We start from the raw sequence: 18,042 nt of genomic DNA, 5'->3' as shown, positions 1-18,042 counted from the left end.
CCTGCCCGGTCAGTTCGTCGCGCCAGGGGCAGACTGCCGCTGCGAGAGGCTCTGCGCTTCGCTGCGCGGCTGCGCGGCGTCGGCACTCTTGGCCGGCGCCTGGGTGATCTTCAGCGGCGTATCGGCAACCACGCGAATGGCGCCGTCGACGACGATCCGCTCCCCGGGCTTGAGGCCCTCGGTGATGAACCAGTCATCGCCGTGCCACTCTCCGACTTCGACCACCCGCTGATGGCCTTTCGCATCCTTGTCGACGGTCCAGACGAAGTGGCTTTTCGATCCCTGCAATACCGCGCGGCGCGGCACCAAAACCGCATTCGGGCGCACCGCGCCAGAAACCCGCGCGCGCACGAACTGTCCGGGGCGCAGGGTGCCTTGCGGGTTGGCGAACGAGGCCCGCACGAGGAAGGTGCCGGTCTGCGTGTTGAACGCAGGGTTGGTGAAGTTGATATGCCCGCGGCCCGGGAACACATTGCCGTCGGCAAGCACGACCGCCACCTCGAAATCGTTATTCGCCGGAAACCGCAACTGGCCTTTCTCCACCTGGTCCCGGTAGGTCAGCAACTCATTCTCGGAGATGCTGAAGTTCACCCACATGGGGTCAAGCTGGTAGATATAGGTCAGCAAGCCCGTTGCCGCCGCGGTCACGTAGCTGCCGTCCTGCTGCCGTGCAAAGCTCGACAAGCCGGTGAGCGGGGACTTGATCGTGGTGTAGCTCAGGTTGAGCTCGGCGGTCCGGACCTGGCCCTTGGCCGCGATCACGGCGGCCTCCGCCTCCTTCTCGTTGCCCGTTGCGTTATCGAGATCCTTCTGGCTGAGTGCGTTCTGGGCGGCGAGCGGAATCACGCGGGCAAGATTGGCCTTGGTCACGGTGAGCCTGGCCTCCTGCTGTGCAAGCTGGCCCTTGGCCGACTGCAGCGCCGCTTCGAACGGCGCGGTGTCCATCACGAAGAGCACCTGCCCGGCATGCACCAGTTGCCCCTCGGTATAGACGCGCTTGTCCAGGAAGCCGTCGACGCGAGCACGAATCTCGACCTCGCGCGAGCTTTGCGTCTGGGCGGTGAATTCGAAGTCGACCGGGGTGTCGCGCTGCGACACGGTCATGACCGTCACCTCGGTGGTCGCACGCGGCAACTCGTTCGCCGGTTTGTGGCAAGCGGCAAGCAGCAACAACGCTGCACCGGCAAACGCGAACGGCAACCAGGCGCGGCTGCGCACGCGCCCGACGGCTGCAATCCGCAGAGGTGAAATCAGTTTCGTTGCCATCTCTGGATCCCCAGCTGACCGCGCCCTTCTTCTACATCTGCTGCGTTCTCTACTGAACGGTGTATCCGCGTCCGGTCATGCACGCCCCCACCGCCCGGTTGAATGTCGCCATTTCCTGGGAGACCTGTTGCTGCCCCGCCTGCTGCTGCTCGGCCGCGGCCTCGTTCTTGCGGCGCTGGCGCACGCCGCCGGCGGCCGTGCCGGTGACCGCCCCGATCGCGGCGCCCTTGCCTGCATCGCCGGCAATCGCGCCAATCGCCGCGCCGGCCGCTGCGCCACCGGCCGCGCCCCTGACGCGTCCGCCTTGCTGCGGCGGCGCGGCAGGCTGGCCGGATTGCTGCGCGATGGCCACCGGATCCACACCCGTGGTCTGCTTGGCCCACTGCTGGCACGCGGCGGTGTCCGAACTCTGCTTCTGCGGGCTCTGCCCCTTGGCGGGATAGATGATGGGTTGCTGCGCGCCGGCGGCTGACGCCAGGGCGCATATCATCAGGCCAAGTGCGATTCGCTGCGTGCGTTGCATGGTCGTCTGCCAGGTCAGCGGCTGAGCTTGGAGATCTTCTGGCCTTGCACGCCAAGACCGGCCATCAAGCCCTGCTGCCCGTAGATAAAGACGTAGAGATCCGATGTGAGCTGCGAGCTGGTCATGGATTTGCCAATGCCCTCATCCACCACAACCACGCTCGGCCCGACACCGACCGACAGCCCGTCGCTATCGTTGAGATCCCGCAAGGCCGAGTCGCTCATGAAGAACATCGCCTCCGAGAAGGTCTGGGCGCCCGCCTGCAGGCCATACGACACCGCCGACGCGTTGTAGTAGCCCAGCACCGTGCCATCCGGGCCGAACATCACCCCATTGCCGCCTTGCGCGCCCACGAGAAAGCCCGCTTTCATGATGTCCGGGAACACGAGAACCCCCTTGGAACGCGCCTGGAGATCCTTGGTCTTGGGATTCGTGTCATTGAGCTTTTGCAGAGCACTGCGCGCACTCGCTTCGAGCTCCGGACTGTTCCCCACGGTGGACGTCTGCTCGGTCGAACAAGCCACCGCGACCAGCAGCAGGGGAATCGCGAGAATAAGCCGAAGGATCTTGATCATGGTGCATGCTCCAGGCATGAGAATTAACGACACTGACGACACGGTGTAAAGCGCAGGCCCACCGAGCATTCTTCCGGGGTCTGATCCATAGTGATATCCGGAACCGGCTAAAACAATGGGACCTTGGTCCAATAGCCGCCAGACCGCCGCGGTGGCTGCCGCGCTACGGAGGTGGATGGATGGCCGCACGCACGACCCGGATGAGAATCTCGTCGTCGAACGGCTTGCGCAGATAGGCCGCCGCGCCGGCGGCCAAGGCCTGTTCGCGAATGCCGATCTCGTCGTGTGCCGTGATGAAGATCACGGGAATGCCGCTGCCCGCGAGCCGGCGTTGCACCTCAAGCCCGTTCAGGCCCGGCATCTGGATATCGAGCACGATGCAGTCCGGACGATATGCCGGTATCGCGTCGAACATGTCCAGGAACTCATCCCCGCTCTTGAACGTGTCCGCTGACAAGCCGACGGAGCGCAGGAGCCGTTTGATGGCGCGGCGCACCGATTCGTCGTCATCTACCACTGCGACGAACGGCTTGACTTTGCTCATGGCGACATTCCCCACACAGGCAGCGCGGCACCCAGCCTGATTCGACGCTAGGTTGAGCGTATGACAGTTGCCTGACCGCAGATATGGGACTTTGGTCTAACAAGCGGGGAGAGGGGGACAGGGAACAACGCGGCAACAGCGTGTGCCGTTGCAGCCGCAATCCGCGGTCTTCAATGCTGTACGCTCAGCAAGCCGGCCACCGTCTTCGCGCCGGCCTGATCGGCGATCTCCTGCGCGCTCAGCCCGCGGTTGTCGCGCAGTTCGGGCCGGGCGCCCCTGGACAGCAGCAGGCGCACCGTATCGACCTTGTCGTAGCCCGCCGCCCACATCAGCGCGGTGAGCCCGTTGGCGTAGACGGTGTTGACGTCCACGCCGGCGTCCAGCAGTTGCCGCACCACGCCGGCATGGCCCTCGCCGGCCGCGTAGATCATGGCGGTCTTGTCGACCCGATCCGTGGCGGCCAGCTCCGCATGGCGCGCCAGCAGCATGGCCACAATCTCGTCAAAGCCGCCGAAGGCCGCGGCCATCAGCGGCGTCACGCCCTGCACGTTGGCCTGGCTGACGTCGGCGCCATGCTCGACCAGCGTGCGCGCCATCTCGGTCAGCCCGCGCTTGGCTGCGGTGAGCAGCGCCGTATCGCCGATGCGGTTGCGCGCATTCACAGCCGCGCCCTGCTGCAGCGCTGCGCTCACCGCCGCCGCGTCGCCGGCCCGGGCGGCCGCAAGCAGGCGGGCATTGAGGCTGATGTCGTCGTCGGCCCTGGCCGGCAGGCACAGCATTCCCATGCCACATAACAACGCAGCGGCAAGCCCCGCGCGCCATCCAGTCCGTCCGTTCATGTCCGTCCCCCACCCGCTGCCGTTGACTACGTTGCCAGTCTCGCCGCGACCACTTCGCTGGCTAAATCTGGAGCTAAGTGTGGAGGGTAAGACGCGCAATTTCAAGGCGCGTCGGCGGGCATGCTGCGGCGCGGCGAACACCGATCTGACACGCGCCGCGATGCGGGTTGTTTTGCCGGCACTCTTGCCTATACTGCTTGTGACCCGGGCCGCCACAGTGTGCGACAAGCTCACCCTTTCGCCCTGGGAAAGCCGGGGCACGAAAAAATTCAAGAAAGGAGCTTCCCATGCTCTCATCCCGCAGCCATGTCCGGGCTACCCTCCCCTTGCTGTTGCTTGCACTGGCCGCCGCGGCAGCCGCGCTGATTCCCGCAGCCTTCGGCGCGGACGAAATCCAGGGCGGCGCCACCACCCCGGGCGCGGCCATGACGCGGCCCCTCCCGCCGGTGACGCAGGCACAGCTCGACGCGGCCGGCAACAACGCGAACGACTGGGTGCATTCGAATGGCTCCTACTTGCAGACGCGCTACTACCCGGGCAGCCAGATCAACACCAAGAATGTGGCAAAGCTCAAACCCGCGTTCCTGTTCCAGACCGCCGTGCTCGAGTCCATGGAGACCGCGCCGATCGTGGTCAACGGCGTGATGTTCCTGACCACGTCCTATAACCACGTCTATGCCATCGATGCGGTGACCGGCAAGGAGTTCTGGCACTACAAGCACAAGATGGGGCCGATCACGACCTTCTGCTGCGGCCCGAACAACCGTGGCGTGGCCGTCTCCGGCGACCGCCTCTTCATGGGCACGCTCGACGCCAAGCTGGTCGCGCTGGACGCCAGGACCGGCAAGCTGCTATGGGAAACGCAGATCGCCGATCCCGAGCTGGGCTACTCGGAAACCATGGCGCCGGTGGTGGTCGACGACAAGATCCTGATCGGCACCAATGGCGGCGAATACGGCATCCGAGGCTTTCTCAAGGCGTATAGCGCCACCGACGGCAAGCTGCTGTGGACCTTCTACACCATCCCCGAAAAGGGCCATGAAGGCGTGTGGGCCACCAAGGACGCCACCGGGCGCGACATGAAGCGCGATATCGCGGCGGAGAAAAAGCAGCTTGCGGACAAGGGCGGCGATTTCTATAAGGCGCTCGGCGGCGGCGTGTGGATGCCACCGGCAATCGACCGCAAGAACAAGATGGCGATCTTCGTGGTGGGCAATCCCTCGCCCGACTTGTATGGCGCCATCCGCCCAGGAGACAACCTCTATACGGACTCGATGGTCGCGGTGGACCTGGATACCGGCGCCTACAAATGGCACTCGCAGTACATCGCCCATGACGTCTGGGACCTGGACGCCGTGAGCCCGCCGATCCTGGTCGACGTGCGCGACAAGAACGGCCAGATGATCCCCGGCGTGATCCACGGCGGCAAGACCGGCCACGTCTATGTGCATGACCGCCGCGACGGCCGGCTTATCCGCTTCTCGCAAGCCATGATCCCGCAGGAAGACATGTGGACCCTGCCCACGGCCAATGGCGCGCGCATGCTGCCAGGCGCCAACGGCGGCGTGGAATGGTCACCGATGGCCTTCAACCCGAAGACGCGGATGGCCTATGCCGCCAACCTGCACCAGCCCATGACGTACCAGGTGGAAGCCTCCCCCTACCCGGGCGGCAAGCTCTGGCTAGGCGGCGCCTTCAAGACCATCCCGGCGGAGGCGCAGTGGGGCAAGCTCTCCGCGGTGAACATCGACACCGGCAAGGTGGTGTGGGACTACAAGACCGACCAGCCGCTGATCGGCGGCGTGCTCGCGACAGCCGGCGGGCTGGTCTTCAATGGTGAAGGCAACGGCCTGTTCCGCGCCTTCGACGCCGCCACCGGCAAGAAGCTGTGGGAGTACCAGTGCGGCGCGGGCGTGAATGCGCCGGCGGTGTCCTACATGGTCGGCGGCAAGCAGTACATCGCGGTGGCAGCCGGCGGCAACACGCAACTGGACTTCAAGCGCGGCAACAGCGTGCTGGTGTTCGCGGTGCAATAGGGCAATAGGGATGCGTATTCCGTCCTATCTGGCCCGGCCCCGGCGGCAAGCGCTGCCGGGGCCGGCGCTTCTGGCGGGCCTACTGCTGGCAGCCGTCGCCAGCAGCGTGCACGCCGATCCCGACGCCGGCAAGCGCAAGGCCGAATCGTGCGTCGCCTGCCATGGCCCGATGGGCAACGCCAGCAATCCACTCTATCCGGTGCTGGCCGGCCAGACCGCGCGCTACATCTACCTGGAACTGAAGGATTTCAAGGAAGGCCGGCGCAGCGACCCGATGATGACGCCGATGGCGGCGCCGCTGTCGCGCGAGGACATGCTCGACCTGGGCGAGTACTTTGCCGCGCAAAAACCCATCGCCTCGCAGTTCAAGGCCGACGGGCAAAAAGTGGAAGCCGGCAGGAAGAAGGCAGAGGAAGTGCTATGCACCATGTGCCATCTCGGCGGCTTTACCGGGCAGAATGAAATTCCCCGCGTGGCGGGGCAGCAGTATGCGTATATCGTCAAGCAGCTTGAAGACTTTCGCTCGCGCAAGCGGACGAATGATGCGGGGAGCATGACTAGCGTGGCGCGCGGGCTGTCGGATGCGGATATTCAGAATCTTGCTAGTTATATTGCTAATTTGCAGTAGGTTTTTTTTGGGGGGCTGGGGGGGCATTGCTATGCGGGGGTGGTCGGTGTTTGTTTGAGCGCTGTTGGCTCTTGCACCCAACAGCCGTACGACATCCCCCTGCGGGGGCTGCCGGTCACTCTTCTTTGCGTCGGCAAAGAAGACTAACGAGAAGAAAGCCGACCCTGCCGGGGGCAGAGCAATAAGGCTTATGTGGGGCGGTGGTTGCGTCGTGCGGCCCGGAGTGTTGGCTAGCCGATCCTACCGGCCCAAAGGGCATCATTTTTGCATGACCCGTGGGTTACGTCGTGCAGCCCCTGATCGCTTTGCTCGGTGCGCGTTCGGGCATCTGCCGTTCGCGGTGCTTAGCGCCACGATCCTGCCTGCCTCGGTGGTTTCGTGGTTTTGTCTCTGGCGGCGGGCGCTCGGGTATTTGATGCCCTGCCGTACCGGCGCGAGCGGCACCTTGCTTCACCCCCCTCTGGTTTCGCGGTGGGCACCGTGGCCCGTCCGCAAGGTCCGCGCTTGCACCCTCTCACCGCGCTCGTCCTCTGAGACAAAACCACGAAACCAGTAACGCCCGAAACGGCGCAGCACTTCGCCCCGCGAACGGCAGATGTGGGAATGGTCACCGCACACGAGGTCAGGGGCCGCACCACGTAACCCGTAGGTCATGCAAGTACGATGTCCTTTGGACCGGTAGGATCCGCCAGCCAACACTCCGGGCCGTACGACGCAACCACAGAGGCAAAAACAGCCTGATTGCTCTGCCCCCGGCAGGGCGGCTTTCTTTTCGTTAGTTTTCTTTGCCGGTCAAAGAAAAGTGACCGGCAGCCCCCGCAGGGGGATGTCGTATGGCCCTTGGGTCCAAAAACCAACGCCGCTCAAAAAAATAGCGACCAACCCAAAAGGGCAATGTCGTATGGCCTTTGGGTGCAATAACCAACGCCGATGAAATAAACAGCGCCCCCCAAAAATTACCAATTCTCAAATAAAAAAACGGGACTTGCGCCCCGTTCAAACCCTCGTCGGTCCGGACCTCCGGCCATCAACAACATAGCCACCGGACCGCCGATCACCGATGCTCGGTAACAGGCCGGCCTCCCGGCCGGGCCCGATTGATCTCTATCAACTCAGTTGGTCGTCTTGGCGCCTGCCTCGAACCACTGGCCCAGCAGCGCGCGCTCGTCATCCGTGATCTGCGTGACATTGCCAAGCGGCATGGCCTTTTGCTGCACCGCCTGCTGGTAGATCATCTGCGCATGCGCCTTGATCTCGTCGGCGGTATCGAGCTTGATGCCCTTGGCGGCGCTCGGCATCATCTTTGGCGCCGCGGCATGGCACTGGATGCAGCGCGAATTGATGACTTCCTGCACCTGGGTGAAGCTCACCTGCGCGGGCGCCGCACCGTCCTTGCTGGCGACCACCTCGCGCGGCACCGGCGCGATCATCACCGCGACCACCGCCAGCACGGCCACGCCGGCAGCCGGCCATGCGACGTTGATCTTGCCCTTGTGCTTGAGGATGAAGAACTGGCGAATCAGCACGCCGGCCAGCATGATCAGCACCAGCACGGCCCAGTTGTACTTGTAGCTGTAGGTCATGCTGTAGTGGTTCGACAGCATGGCGAACAGCACCGGCAGCGTGAAGTACGTGTTGTGCACGCTGCGCTGCTTGGCGTTCTTGCCATGCACCGGATCCACCGGGTCGCCCGCGCGCAGCGCGGCAACCACCTTGCGCTGCCCCGGGATGATCCACACCAGCACGTTGGCGCTCATGATGGTCGCGATCATCGCGCCGGTCAGCAGGAATGCCGCGCGGCCCGAGAACACGTGGCAGGCCACGAACGCGGCCGCCGCCACGTAGATCGCCACCAGGATGCCGACGGTGCGGTCGCTCTTGCCGAACAAGCGGCAGATGCAGTCGTACACCACCCAGCCCACGCCAAGATACGACAGCGCAAACCCGATCGCTGCGCCCGGCGACATGTCCATCACGTTCTTGTCGATCAGGAACGTGCTGGCGTTGAACAGGTACAGCACCACCAGCAGGCCGAAGCCGGTCATCCAGGTGGAATAGGACTCCCAGTAGAACCAGTGCAGGTTCTCCGGCAGCGTCTTGGGCGCGCTCAGGTATTTCTGCGGGTTGTAGAACCCGCCGCCGTGCACCGCCCACAGTTCGCCGCCCACGCCCTTCTCCTGCAGGTCGGGGTCGTCGGGACGGGTCAGGCTGTTGTCCAGCCAGACGAAATAGAACGAGGAACCGATCCACGCGATCGCCGTGATGACGTGCACCCAGCGCAGCAGCAGATTGGCCCAGTCGAGGATATAGCCTTCCATGTCTTGTCTCCTTTATTGCCCGTTGCCGTGCTTAGCTGCCACGGTAGGTCGAGTACGACCAGGGGGAGACCAGCAGCGGCACGTGGTAATGCGCGCTGGTGTCGGCAATGCCGAAACGCAGCGTCACCACGTCGAGGAAAGCCGGCTCGGGCACCTTGGTGCCCTGGGTGCGGAAATAATCGCCGGCGCCGAATTCGAGCTCGTACACCCCGACCGCCATGGTGTCGCCATCCAGCAGGGGCTGGTCGCAACGGCCATCGTGGTTGGTGACGACTGTCTTCAGCGTCTCCTTACGATTGTCGACAATTTTATGCAGGGTAATCGACATACCGGCGCCGGGCGTGCCGGCTGCGGTGTCGAGTACATGTGTGGTCAAGCGTCCCATCCTGTTATTCCTTAGGGCTTTGGGTTGTGAGAGGCGCCGCTGCCTTCACTAGCACCATTTGTGGGAATGGTGCCCGCTCGGTACGTATTTCTAACGCATCCCGGCGCTGGACTGGTGCATGGCGACAATGCTTCGCACCACTCCGGATGGCAACTCAGGAATTACCCTGACTTGTCGAAAACCTAGCTCGGTTTTGTTGACAATATTGCCGTGCCAACCAAATAATTGTCAACAATTTTTGGGGCGCGCCACCCTGCTTCACCCCGCTGACACGGCGCGCTGCTCCCCTCCTCACCGATACGCTGGTGCCAAGATGTCCAAGAGTCTCAAGCTGATCGCCGGTGCCGATGACACCGCCGCCCCGACCGAAATCAAGCCCGCCCGCAAGGGTTCCGTCGAGGAGCGCATGTATCACGAGATCTATGACGCGATCATGGAGCACCGTCTGCCCCCGCGCACCAAGCTGACCGAGCACTCGCTGTGCGAAATCTATGCCACCGCGCGCCACACGGTGCGCAAGGTGCTGGCGCACCTGGCCGCCGACGGCATGGTGGACCTGGAGCCTAACCGCGGCGCCTTCATCGCCAGCCCCTCCACCGACGAGGCGCACGACATGTTCGAGCTGCGCCAGATGCTGGAGCGTGCGGTACTGGAGAAGCTCGCCGGCATGCGCGACGTCAAGCGCGTGATCGCGCCGCTGCGCAAGATGGTGCAGGCCGAGCGCCAGGCCTTTCTCACCAATGAGCGGCCCAAGTGGATCCGCCTGTCGGCCGAGTTCCATACCGCGCTGGCCGAGCTTTCGGGCAACGCGCTGCTGGTCACCATGATGCGCCGGCTGGTGTCGCGCACCACGCTGATGATCGCCAGCGTCGAGGCGCCGGGCAATAACGCCTGCTCCTTCGACGAACACGAAGAGATCCTCGACGCACTGGAACAGGGCGATGCCGCCCTGGCCCAGAGCCGCATGGCGCACCATCTCGGCGCTTGCGCCGACCGTGTGCAGCCCGATGAACCGGGCAATTTCGATCTTCGCAGCGTGCTGGGTCACTCCACCTAGCAGGTTGTTCCCGCTGCCAACCTGCGGCCAAGGCCCGATTCCTGCTCATGAGAAACGCGTCCCCGACGATGCGCGAAGCCGGAGTCACATACCGAGAGCCACCCCGCCCGGCAGCGTTCCCATCAAATCCAAAGGAGAGGAGACACATCCATGACTAGCGCTAGCACCACGGTCACAACGGACCAAACCAACGAGCGGCTGCCTTCGGGCCGGCTGCTTGCGCTCGGCCTGCAGCACGTGCTGGTGATGTATGCCGGTACCGTCGCGGTGCCGCTGATCATCGGCGGCGCGCTCAAGCTGCCCAAGGATCAGCTCGCCTTCCTGATCAATGCCGACCTGTTCGCGGCGGGCCTGGCCACGCTGATCCAGGCGTTCGGCTTCTGGAAGTTCGGTATCCGCATGCCGGTCATGATGGGGGTGACCTTTGCCTCGGTGGCGCCGATGATCGCCATCGGCTCCGACCCCAACGTGGGCCTGCTGGGCATCTACGGCGCGGTGATTGCCGCCGGGGTGTTCGGCATCCTGGTGGCGCCGCTGATGGGACGCATGCTGGGCCTGTTCCCGCCTGTCGTCACCGGCACGGTGATCACGCTGATCGGGGTGTCGCTGATGCGGGTGGGCATCAACTGGGCGGCCGGCGGCCAGCCCACCACCCGTGCCGTGATCGACGGCGTGGTCAAGGATGTGCCGAACCTCGCCTATGGCGACCTGGGCAACCTGGGCATCGCGGCGCTGGTGCTGGTGGCGATCCTGTTGCTGAGCAAGTATGGCCGCGGCCTGATCTCCAACTGCGCGGTGCTGCTTGGCATCGTGATCGGCACCCTGGTGGCGATGGCGCTGGGCAAGGTTTCCTTCGAAGGCCTTAGCGACGCCAGCGCGATCGCGCTGATCACGCCGCTGCACTTCGGCATCCCGACCTTCGACCTTCCGGCCATCCTGTCGATGTGCGTGGTGATGCTGATCACGCTGGTGGAATCCACCGGCATGTTCCTCGCGCTGGCCGACATCACCGGCAAGCGCCTGTCCAACGAGGACCTGACCCGCGGCCTGCGCGCGGACGGCCTTGGCACCGTGATCGGCGGCGTGTTCAATACCTTCCCCTACACCTCGTTCTCGCAGAACGTGGGCCTGGTGACGGTGACCGGCGTGCGCTCGCGCTATGTGGCGGTGGCCGGCGGCATCATCCTGATCGGCCTGGGCCTGTTCCCGAAGATGGCGCACATCGTGGCCTCGGTGCCGCAGTTCGTGCTCGGCGGCGCGGGCATCGTGATGTTCGGCATGGTGGCCGCCACCGGCATCCGCATCCTGGGCTCGTGCGATTTCAACCGCAACCGTTTCAACCTGTTCATCGTCGCCATCTCGATCGGCTTTGGCATGATCCCGACGCTGGCGCCGACCTTCTTCCAGTACCTGCCCAAGTGGACCGACCCGTTCACCCACAGCGGCATCGTGCTGGGCACCATCGTGGCAGTCGTGCTCAATGTCTTCTTCAACGGCATCCAGTCGCGTGAAGAAGCCATGCGCAACGCCGCGGCCAACTCGCACGGCACGGAATAAGTCCAGCCGGCGGCGGCCGGCACAGTTTCCTGAAGAACCATGACCCTGATGACAAGCCACAACTATCCACGCGATCTGATCGGTTACGGCAGCCAGCCGCCGCACGCCCGCTGGCCGGGCGGCGCGCGCATTGCGCTGCAGTTCGTCCTCAACTACGAAGAGGGCGGCGAAAACAACGTGCTGCACGGCGATGCCGGCTCCGAGCAGTTCCTCTCCGAGATCATCGGCGCGGCGGCTTACCCCGACCGCCACATGAGCATGGAGGGCGTGTACGAGTACGGCTCGCGCGCCGGCGTCTGGCGCATCCTGCGCGAGTTCGAGCAGCGCGGGCTGCCGCTGACGATCTTTGGCGTGTCAATGGCATTGCAGCGCCATCCGGAGCTGACCCGCGCGTTCGTCGAGCTTGGCCATGAGATCGCCTGCCACGGCTGGCGCTGGATCCATTACCAGGGCGTGGATGAAGCCACCGAGCGCGAGCACATGCGCATCGGCGTGCAGATCATCAAGGAGCTGACCGGATCGCTGCCGCTGGGCTGGTACACCGGCCGCGACAGCCCCAACACGCGCCGCCTGGTGGTGGAGCACGGCGGCCTGCTGTACGACTCTGACTACTACGGCGACGACCTGCCCTTCTGGACCGAGGTGGAAGTCACCGGCGGCGAGAAGAAGCCTCACCTGGTGGTGCCCTATACGCTCGACTCCAACGACATGCGCTTTGCCACGCCGCAAGGCTTCAACACCGGCGAGCAGTTCTTCCAGTACCTCAAGGACGCCTTCGACGTGCTCTACGCCGAGGGCGATCCGCAGGGGCTGGACCGCCCCAAGATGCTGTCGGTGGGCATGCATTGCCGCCTGCTGGGCCGCCCGGGCCGCATGCGCGGGCTGCAGCGCTTTCTCGACTACGTGCAGGGACACGACAAGGTCTGGATCTGCCGGCGCGTGGATATCGCGCGCCACTGGGCCGAAACCCATCCCTACTCCGCACAGAACCACGCCCAAGCCGAACGATAAGCCAAACGATAAGCCGAACCATGAGCCAGACCTACACCCTCGACCAACTCAATGCCATGCCGGCCGCCGACTTCATCCAGGCGCTCGGCGGCATCTATGAACACTCCGCGTGGGTGGCGCAAGCCGCCGCCGCGCAGCGCCCCTTCGCCCATGCTGCCGCGCTGGCCGACGCCATGCGCGCCATCGTGGACGGCGCGGGCGATGCCGCCCAGATCAAGCTGGTGCGCGCCCACCCGGAGCTGGCCGGCAAGGCGGCCGTGCGCGGCGAGCTGACCGCCGAATCCACCCGCGAGCAAAGCGGCGCCGGCCTGGACCAGTGCTCCGCGGCGCAGTTCGAGCAACTGCAGTCGCTCAACCGCCAGTACAACGAGAAATTCGGCTTCCCCTTCATCCTGGCGGTGCGCGGCTACGACCGCGCCGGCATCATCGACGAGTTCGCAAGGCGCGTGAACAACGAACCGGCCACAGAGTTGCAAACTTGCATCAACCAGATCCACCGCATTGCGCAATTCCGCCTGAACGACTTAGTATCCGGCTGAGCCAAAAAAGCAGCGGGTTCGTTAGCCCTGCGTTACCTCTGTCGTACCACCGCTTTACCACCGATTGACCACTGATTAACCGCTGACTTACCCATGCTGCTGTAACGGGCAGAGGCCGGACCGAGCCCAGGTCCGGCGCCTGCCTGGCACCAAATCAAGCGCGTAGCGCGAAGAAAGCTAATAGAACCCGTCAGGGACCCAGTACACAAAGAACGCAACGGATCAACCACGGAGAAACCCACAATGCATAAGCAGATCAAGCCGGCCCTCAAGCTGGCAGCGATGGCGGCAGCCCTTTTCAGCGGCGCGGCCATGGCGCAATCCAGCGTCACGCTGTACGGCCAGGCCGACATGTTCGTCGGCGGTGTCAAGAACGTCGGCGCCGCCAACCGCGCCTATGTCGCCAATTCGGGCGGCATGCAGACCTCGTACTGGGGCATCAAGGGCACCGAAGACCTGGGTGGCGGCACCAAGGCCATCTTCGACCTGAACGGCTTCTTCCGCACCGACAGTGGCTCCTCGGGCCGCTTCAACGGTGACTCGATGTTCAGCCGCAATGCATTCGTGGGCCTGCAGAACGACAAGCTGGGCACCATCAAGCTGGGCCGCAACACCACGCCTTACTTCGTGTCGACCATCCTGTTCAACCCGCTGATCGACTCCTACGTGTTCTCGCCGATGGTGTTCCACACCTATTTCGGCGCCTCCACGGCCCGCGTGAACGACCCGGGCATCATCGGCGATTCGGGCTGGAACAACTCGCTGCTGTACTCCACGCCGAACTTCGGCGGCCTGACCGCCAACGTGATCTATTCGTTTGGCGAGAAAGCTGGCGCAACCGGCCAGAACAAGTGGGGCGGCAACCTGATGTACTTCAACGGCCCGTTCGCTGCCACGCTGGCCTTCCAGCAGGTCAAGTTCGACAGCACGCCGGGTGACGTGACCGCGTCGACCAGCCCGCTGCTGGTCGGCTTCAGCAAGCAAAATGCCGTGCAGGGCGGCGTGAGCTACGACTTCAAGATCGTCAAGCTGTTCGCGCAAGGCCAGTACATCAAGTCGGACATCAACAACAACGTCAACGGCGACATCAAACACACCAACGGCCAGGTCGGCGTTTCGGTGCCGGTCGGCAATGGCAATATCCTGGCGTCCTACGCCTACGACAAGACCAAGAACTCGGTCGCGGACTTCAAGCGCAACACGGTGGCGGTCGCTTACGACTACAACCTGTCCAAGCGCACCGACGTCTACGCCGCTTACTTCTACGACAAGATCACCGACCTGTCGCACGGCGACACCTTCGGTGTGGGCCTGCGCCACAAGTTCTGACGCTTTCCCCTTGTCAGCGGGGAGCGGCTATCCGCCCTCCCGCCCGACCCGCCCAACCCGCCCTTCTGGCGGGTTTTTTCATGTCCCGCCAACTCGCCGTGCTCAGGCGGCAAGCGGGCTCCCGGCGATGAAGTCCACAAAGGCCCGGAGCTTGGGTGACAGCTGGCGGCTGGACGGCCACAGCACCCGCAGCATCGTGCGGTCCTGGTTGTAGTCGTCCAGCACGCTGACAAGCGTGCCATCGTCGAGCTGGCGCCGGATGGAAATATCCGGCACGCAGGCGATGCCCAGGCCCTGCTCGGCGAAGCACACCTGCGGCTCCAGCGTGTTGGTCACCATGCTGGCCTGCCGCTCGGCCCCGATCCCGGCCGGCTGGCCATCGCGGCACAGCGGCCACGGCTGCAGCTTGCCGGTGTTGGGGTAGCGATACAGCAGGCGGTCATGGCCGGCGAGATCCTCGGGCTCGCGCGGCAGCCCCGCTCGCCGGAAATAGTCCGGCGAGCCGACCATCACCAGCCGGAACGAGCCGATGGTGCGCGACATCAAGCGGGAATCGTTGGGCTCTCCCGTGCGGATCACCGCATCGAAGCCTTCCTCGATCACCTCCACCAGCCGGTCCGTGCAATCGATCTCCAGTTCGACCTCGGGATAGCGCCGCTTGAACTCGGCGAGCCGGTTCATGAACGGGGTGCCGATCGACGGCAGGCTGATCCTCAGCTTGCCGCGCGGCGCGCTCTGCGTCTGCGAGAGCTCCATCTCCGCCGCCTCGACCTCGCCAAGGATGCGCCGGCAGCGCTCGAGAAACAGCGCGCCCTCCGGGGTCAGGCTGACGTTACGGGTGGAGCGATGGAACAGCCGCACGCCAAGGCGCGCCTCCAGCCGCACGATTGCCTTGCTGACCGCCGAGGACGAGATGCCCAGTTGCTGGCCCGCCACGGTGAAGCTGCGGGCTTCCCCAGCCCTGACGAACACGCCAAGCGAACCCAGGCTATCCATTGCCGACCTCCCGATGATGGCTTCGATGACTTCGAAAACTTCGACGGCTGACAGACTTGATTGCTGACTGATCTGTCAGATATGTTTGGAACTATAGCCCATTGTTCATTAGTCCCGCACAGACAATACTCGCCCCATTCTGTTGCCCGGGAAATGGGAAGAAATGAGAAGAACCAACATGCTGACAATGAACAACACCGCGGTGGCAGGCACAGACCGCCTGCCGCTGCCGGCCCTGCTTGCGCTTGCCATGGCGGGCTTCCTGACGCTGCTCACGGAGACCATCCCCGCCGGCATGCTCTCCCGCATCAGCGAGGGGATGGGGGTATCCGAGGCGCTCGCGGGCCAGTTCGTGAGCCTCTATGCCATCGGCTCGCTGGTGGCGGCCATCCCGCTCACGGCGGCCACGCAAGGCTGGCGCCGCCGGCCGTTGCTGCTGGCCGCGCTGGCCGGGCTGCTGGCCTTCAATACGCTCACCGCGCTGGCGCCCGGCTACGCGGTGGCGCTGGTGGCGCGCTTCCTGGCGGGCATGGCGGGCGGCCTGATCTGGGGCATGCTCGCAGGCTATGCGCGGCGCATGGTGCCGGATCACCTCAAGGGCCGCGCACTGGCCGTGGCCGGCGTCGGCGCGCCGCTGGCGATGTGCCTGGGCATGCCGTTCGGCACGCTGCTGGGCAACACGCTGGGCTGGCGCGCCGCGTTTGGCGCGATGTCGGTCCTGGCGCTGGCCGTGATGGCGTGGGTCGCGCTGAGAGCGCCGGATTACCCTGGCCAGGCGGCGGGCAAGCACATGCCGGTGCGCCGGGTATTCTCGACCCCGGGCGTGCGGCCAGTCCTGGCGGTACTGGCCTTGTGGGTAATGGCCCACAACATTCTCTACACCTATGTCATGCCCTTTCTTGTGCCAGCCGGGCTGGCCGGGCAGGTGGATATCGTGCTGCTGGTGTTCGGCGTGGCATCGCTGGGCGGCGTATGGGTCAGCGGCCTGCTGATCGACCGCATGCTGCGCGTGCTGGTGCTGGCAAGCCTTGGGCTATTCGCCATGGCCTCGCTGGCGCTCGCCATCGGCGGCAGCCATCCGGTCGTGGTCTATCTGGCCGTCGTGACCTGGGGCCTGACCTTCGGCGGCGCCCCCGCCTTGCTGCAGACCGCATCCGCCGAGGCGGCAGGGCCCGGCGCGGATGTCGCGCAATCGATGCTCGTCACCACCTGGAACCTCGCCATTGCGGCCGGCGGCATCGTCGGCGGCGTCCTGCTGGAGACGCACGGCGCCGGCGCGTTCCCGTGGGCGCTGCTTGCGTTGCTGGTTGTGGGGCTGTTGATTGCGTGGGGCTCGCGCGGGCATGGGTTCCCGGCGCGGCCCGGCGTAGCCTAGCGCGCCGCGCCGCGAGCGCTAGGGATTCTTGAGCCGTCGCCCGGGCTTTGGCGGCGGCGCCTGCAGGCTCACCAGCAACCGCCCGAACTCGCGCGCGGCCGGCGTCTTCTCGCCGTCGCTCCAGATCAGCGCAAAATCCGCTGCCGGCAGCGCCGGCAAGCCGTACTGGCCATCGACCACCTTCATCCCTGGCTTCAGGTCGCCGCGGATCTGCACCGAGGCGCCGAGCCCCGCCAGTACCGCGGTGCGGATGCCCTCCTGGCTTGGCGACGTAAACGCCACGTGCCACGGTATGGCGGTGCCCTCCAGCGCCGCCATGCCCACCTGCCGGTTGACGCACGGCGAGGGCGACAACGCAAGCGGCAACGACGCACCCGGTGCGACCTCGAAGGCCTGGGCGGCGGCCCACACGAACTGCGTGTGCTGCAACACCGTGCCGCCCTCCCCGCCTGGCGCCGACAACACCACGGCCAGATCCAGTTCGCCGGCCTTGATCATCGCGCGCAAGTCCAGGTACGTGCCCACGTTCACATCGAGACGCACCGCGGGGAATGCCCGGGCGAAGCGCGACAGCAGTTGCGGCAGCCGCTCGCCCAGGAAGGTTTCCGGCACGCCGAAGCGCACCACGCCGCAAACGGGAGAGGGCTGGAACCGGCGCGAAAGTGCATCGAGCGAGGCCAGGATCTGCTCCGCGTGCTGCAGAAAATCGTTGCCGTCCTCGGTCAGGGTCAGGGTGCGCGTCGTGCGGTACAGCAGCGGCCGGCCCACCTGCTCTTCGAGCCGCCGGATCTGATGGCTGACCGCGGACTGCGTCAGGTGCAGCCGCTGCGCCGCGCGCGTGAAGCCGCCGGTTTCCTTGACGGCGACAAAGGCCCGCAGCAGTGTCGGATCGAAATCCATGGTCCCTTATTGATGATGAGCGCTAATGAATTGGAAGAAATTAGATCATTTCTATCATAGCGAGGACTCGCCCACAATGTGCGCCAGGACCGGCGTCGAGCACGACGCCATCCATTCCCCGCAACCGGCTTCGCCTGGAAGGCACCCTCGATGCACCTCACTCA

17 protein-coding genes are annotated in these 18,042 nt (G+C 64.9%); 8 read left to right on the top strand and 9 right to left on the bottom strand.

All coding sequences use genetic code 11. The annotated features are described in order from the left end of the window. Positions 1 to 9 precede the first annotated feature (9 nt). The 5 genes from F7R26_RS05490 to F7R26_RS05470 all read right to left on the bottom strand — a co-directional run bounded on the left by F7R26_RS05490 (position 10) and on the right by F7R26_RS05470 (position 3,747). Positions 10 to 1,266 carry an efflux RND transporter periplasmic adaptor subunit gene (locus F7R26_RS05490; RefSeq protein WP_150983697.1) on the bottom strand — a complete coding sequence of 419 codons (1,257 nt, stop codon included), beginning with the start codon at positions 1,264 to 1,266 and terminating at the stop codon, positions 10 to 12. Between the two features lie 49 nt (positions 1,267 to 1,315). Continuing rightward, on the bottom strand, positions 1,316 to 1,789 hold the full coding sequence (locus F7R26_RS05485) for a YMGG-like glycine zipper-containing protein (RefSeq protein ID WP_193692130.1): 474 nt from the start codon (positions 1,787 to 1,789) through the stop codon (positions 1,316 to 1,318). Between the two features lie 14 nt (positions 1,790 to 1,803). Then, positions 1,804 to 2,364: a lipid-binding SYLF domain-containing protein gene (locus F7R26_RS05480; protein WP_150986216.1), complete on the bottom strand. Its 561-nt coding sequence runs from the start codon at positions 2,362 to 2,364 to the stop codon at positions 1,804 to 1,806. Positions 2,365 to 2,527: 163 nt separating this feature from the next. Beyond that, positions 2,528 to 2,908, bottom strand: coding sequence for a response regulator transcription factor (locus tag F7R26_RS05475; RefSeq protein ID WP_150986217.1), 381 nt, complete (start codon positions 2,906 to 2,908; stop codon positions 2,528 to 2,530). Positions 2,909 to 3,078: 170 nt separating this feature from the next. Continuing rightward, positions 3,079 to 3,747 (bottom strand): ankyrin repeat domain-containing protein, encoded by a 669-nt coding sequence (locus F7R26_RS05470; protein ID WP_150986218.1) that lies wholly within the window; start codon positions 3,745 to 3,747, stop codon positions 3,079 to 3,081. A 287-nt stretch (positions 3,748 to 4,034) separates the two neighbouring features. On the opposite strand from F7R26_RS05470, the gene F7R26_RS05465 reads away from it, so the two are divergent. Together F7R26_RS05465 and F7R26_RS05460 are read left to right on the top strand one after the other, a co-directional pair. Further along, a complete protein-coding gene (locus tag F7R26_RS05465; protein WP_150986219.1) occupies positions 4,035 to 5,783 on the top strand; it encodes a pyrroloquinoline quinone-dependent dehydrogenase in 1,749 nt (582 codons plus the stop codon). 10 nt (positions 5,784 to 5,793) lie between these two features. Beyond that, positions 5,794 to 6,411 carry a c-type cytochrome gene (locus F7R26_RS05460; RefSeq protein ID WP_150986220.1) on the top strand — a complete coding sequence of 206 codons (618 nt, stop codon included), beginning with the start codon at positions 5,794 to 5,796 and terminating at the stop codon, positions 6,409 to 6,411. A gap of 1,112 nt (positions 6,412 to 7,523) precedes the next feature. Here F7R26_RS05460 and F7R26_RS05455 read toward each other — a convergent pair. After that, positions 7,524 to 8,729, bottom strand: a complete 1,206-nt coding sequence (locus F7R26_RS05455) for a urate hydroxylase PuuD (RefSeq protein ID WP_150986221.1) — start codon at positions 8,727 to 8,729, stop codon at positions 7,524 to 7,526. 31 nt (positions 8,730 to 8,760) lie between these two features. Further along, entirely contained in the window at positions 8,761 to 9,114 is a 354-nt protein-coding gene (gene uraH, locus F7R26_RS05450; RefSeq protein ID WP_150986222.1) for a hydroxyisourate hydrolase, read from the bottom strand. 313 nt (positions 9,115 to 9,427) lie between these two features. Here uraH and F7R26_RS05445 point away from each other — a divergent pair, with 313 nt between their 5' ends. The 5 genes from F7R26_RS05445 (at position 9,428) to F7R26_RS05425 (ending at position 14,607) form a co-directional block, all read left to right on the top strand. After that, complete coding sequence (locus tag F7R26_RS05445) at positions 9,428 to 10,171, top strand: GntR family transcriptional regulator (protein ID WP_150986223.1); 744 nt, start codon at positions 9,428 to 9,430, stop codon at positions 10,169 to 10,171. 150 nt (positions 10,172 to 10,321) lie between these two features. Continuing rightward, the gene (locus F7R26_RS05440) at positions 10,322 to 11,728 is read left to right on the top strand and encodes a nucleobase:cation symporter-2 family protein (protein ID WP_043344656.1); all 1,407 of its coding nucleotides are present in this window, start codon (positions 10,322 to 10,324) and stop codon (positions 11,726 to 11,728) included. A gap of 48 nt (positions 11,729 to 11,776) precedes the next feature. Continuing rightward, entirely contained in the window at positions 11,777 to 12,739 is a 963-nt protein-coding gene (puuE, locus tag F7R26_RS05435; protein WP_150986328.1) for an allantoinase PuuE, read from the top strand. A gap of 20 nt (positions 12,740 to 12,759) precedes the next feature. Further along, a complete protein-coding gene (gene uraD / locus F7R26_RS05430) occupies positions 12,760 to 13,278 on the top strand; it encodes a 2-oxo-4-hydroxy-4-carboxy-5-ureidoimidazoline decarboxylase (RefSeq protein WP_150986224.1) in 519 nt (172 codons plus the stop codon). Between the two features lie 243 nt (positions 13,279 to 13,521). After that, positions 13,522 to 14,607 carry a porin gene (locus F7R26_RS05425; RefSeq protein WP_150986225.1) on the top strand — a complete coding sequence of 362 codons (1,086 nt, stop codon included), beginning with the start codon at positions 13,522 to 13,524 and terminating at the stop codon, positions 14,605 to 14,607. A 102-nt stretch (positions 14,608 to 14,709) separates the two neighbouring features. Here the strand turns inward: F7R26_RS05425 and F7R26_RS05420 are convergent, their stop codons facing one another. Further along, entirely contained in the window at positions 14,710 to 15,603 is an 894-nt protein-coding gene (locus tag F7R26_RS05420) for a LysR family transcriptional regulator (protein WP_150986226.1), read from the bottom strand. A gap of 178 nt (positions 15,604 to 15,781) precedes the next feature. Here F7R26_RS05420 and F7R26_RS05415 point away from each other — a divergent pair, with 178 nt between their 5' ends. Beyond that, positions 15,782 to 16,978, top strand: coding sequence for an MFS transporter (locus tag F7R26_RS05415; protein WP_241754432.1), 1,197 nt, complete (start codon positions 15,782 to 15,784; stop codon positions 16,976 to 16,978). An 18-nt stretch (positions 16,979 to 16,996) separates the two neighbouring features. Here F7R26_RS05415 and F7R26_RS05410 read toward each other — a convergent pair whose 3' ends face one another. Beyond that, entirely contained in the window at positions 16,997 to 17,878 is an 882-nt protein-coding gene (locus tag F7R26_RS05410; RefSeq protein WP_150986227.1) for a LysR family transcriptional regulator, read from the bottom strand. Positions 17,879 to 18,042: the final 164 nt, after the last annotated feature.

The sequence above is a fragment of the Cupriavidus basilensis genome (genome assembly GCF_008801925.2).
Lineage (GTDB): Bacteria > Pseudomonadota > Gammaproteobacteria > Burkholderiales > Burkholderiaceae > Cupriavidus > Cupriavidus basilensis.
The sequence above is the reverse complement of the archived record's forward strand: the minus strand, read 5'-3'. Positions and strand labels throughout refer to the sequence as shown.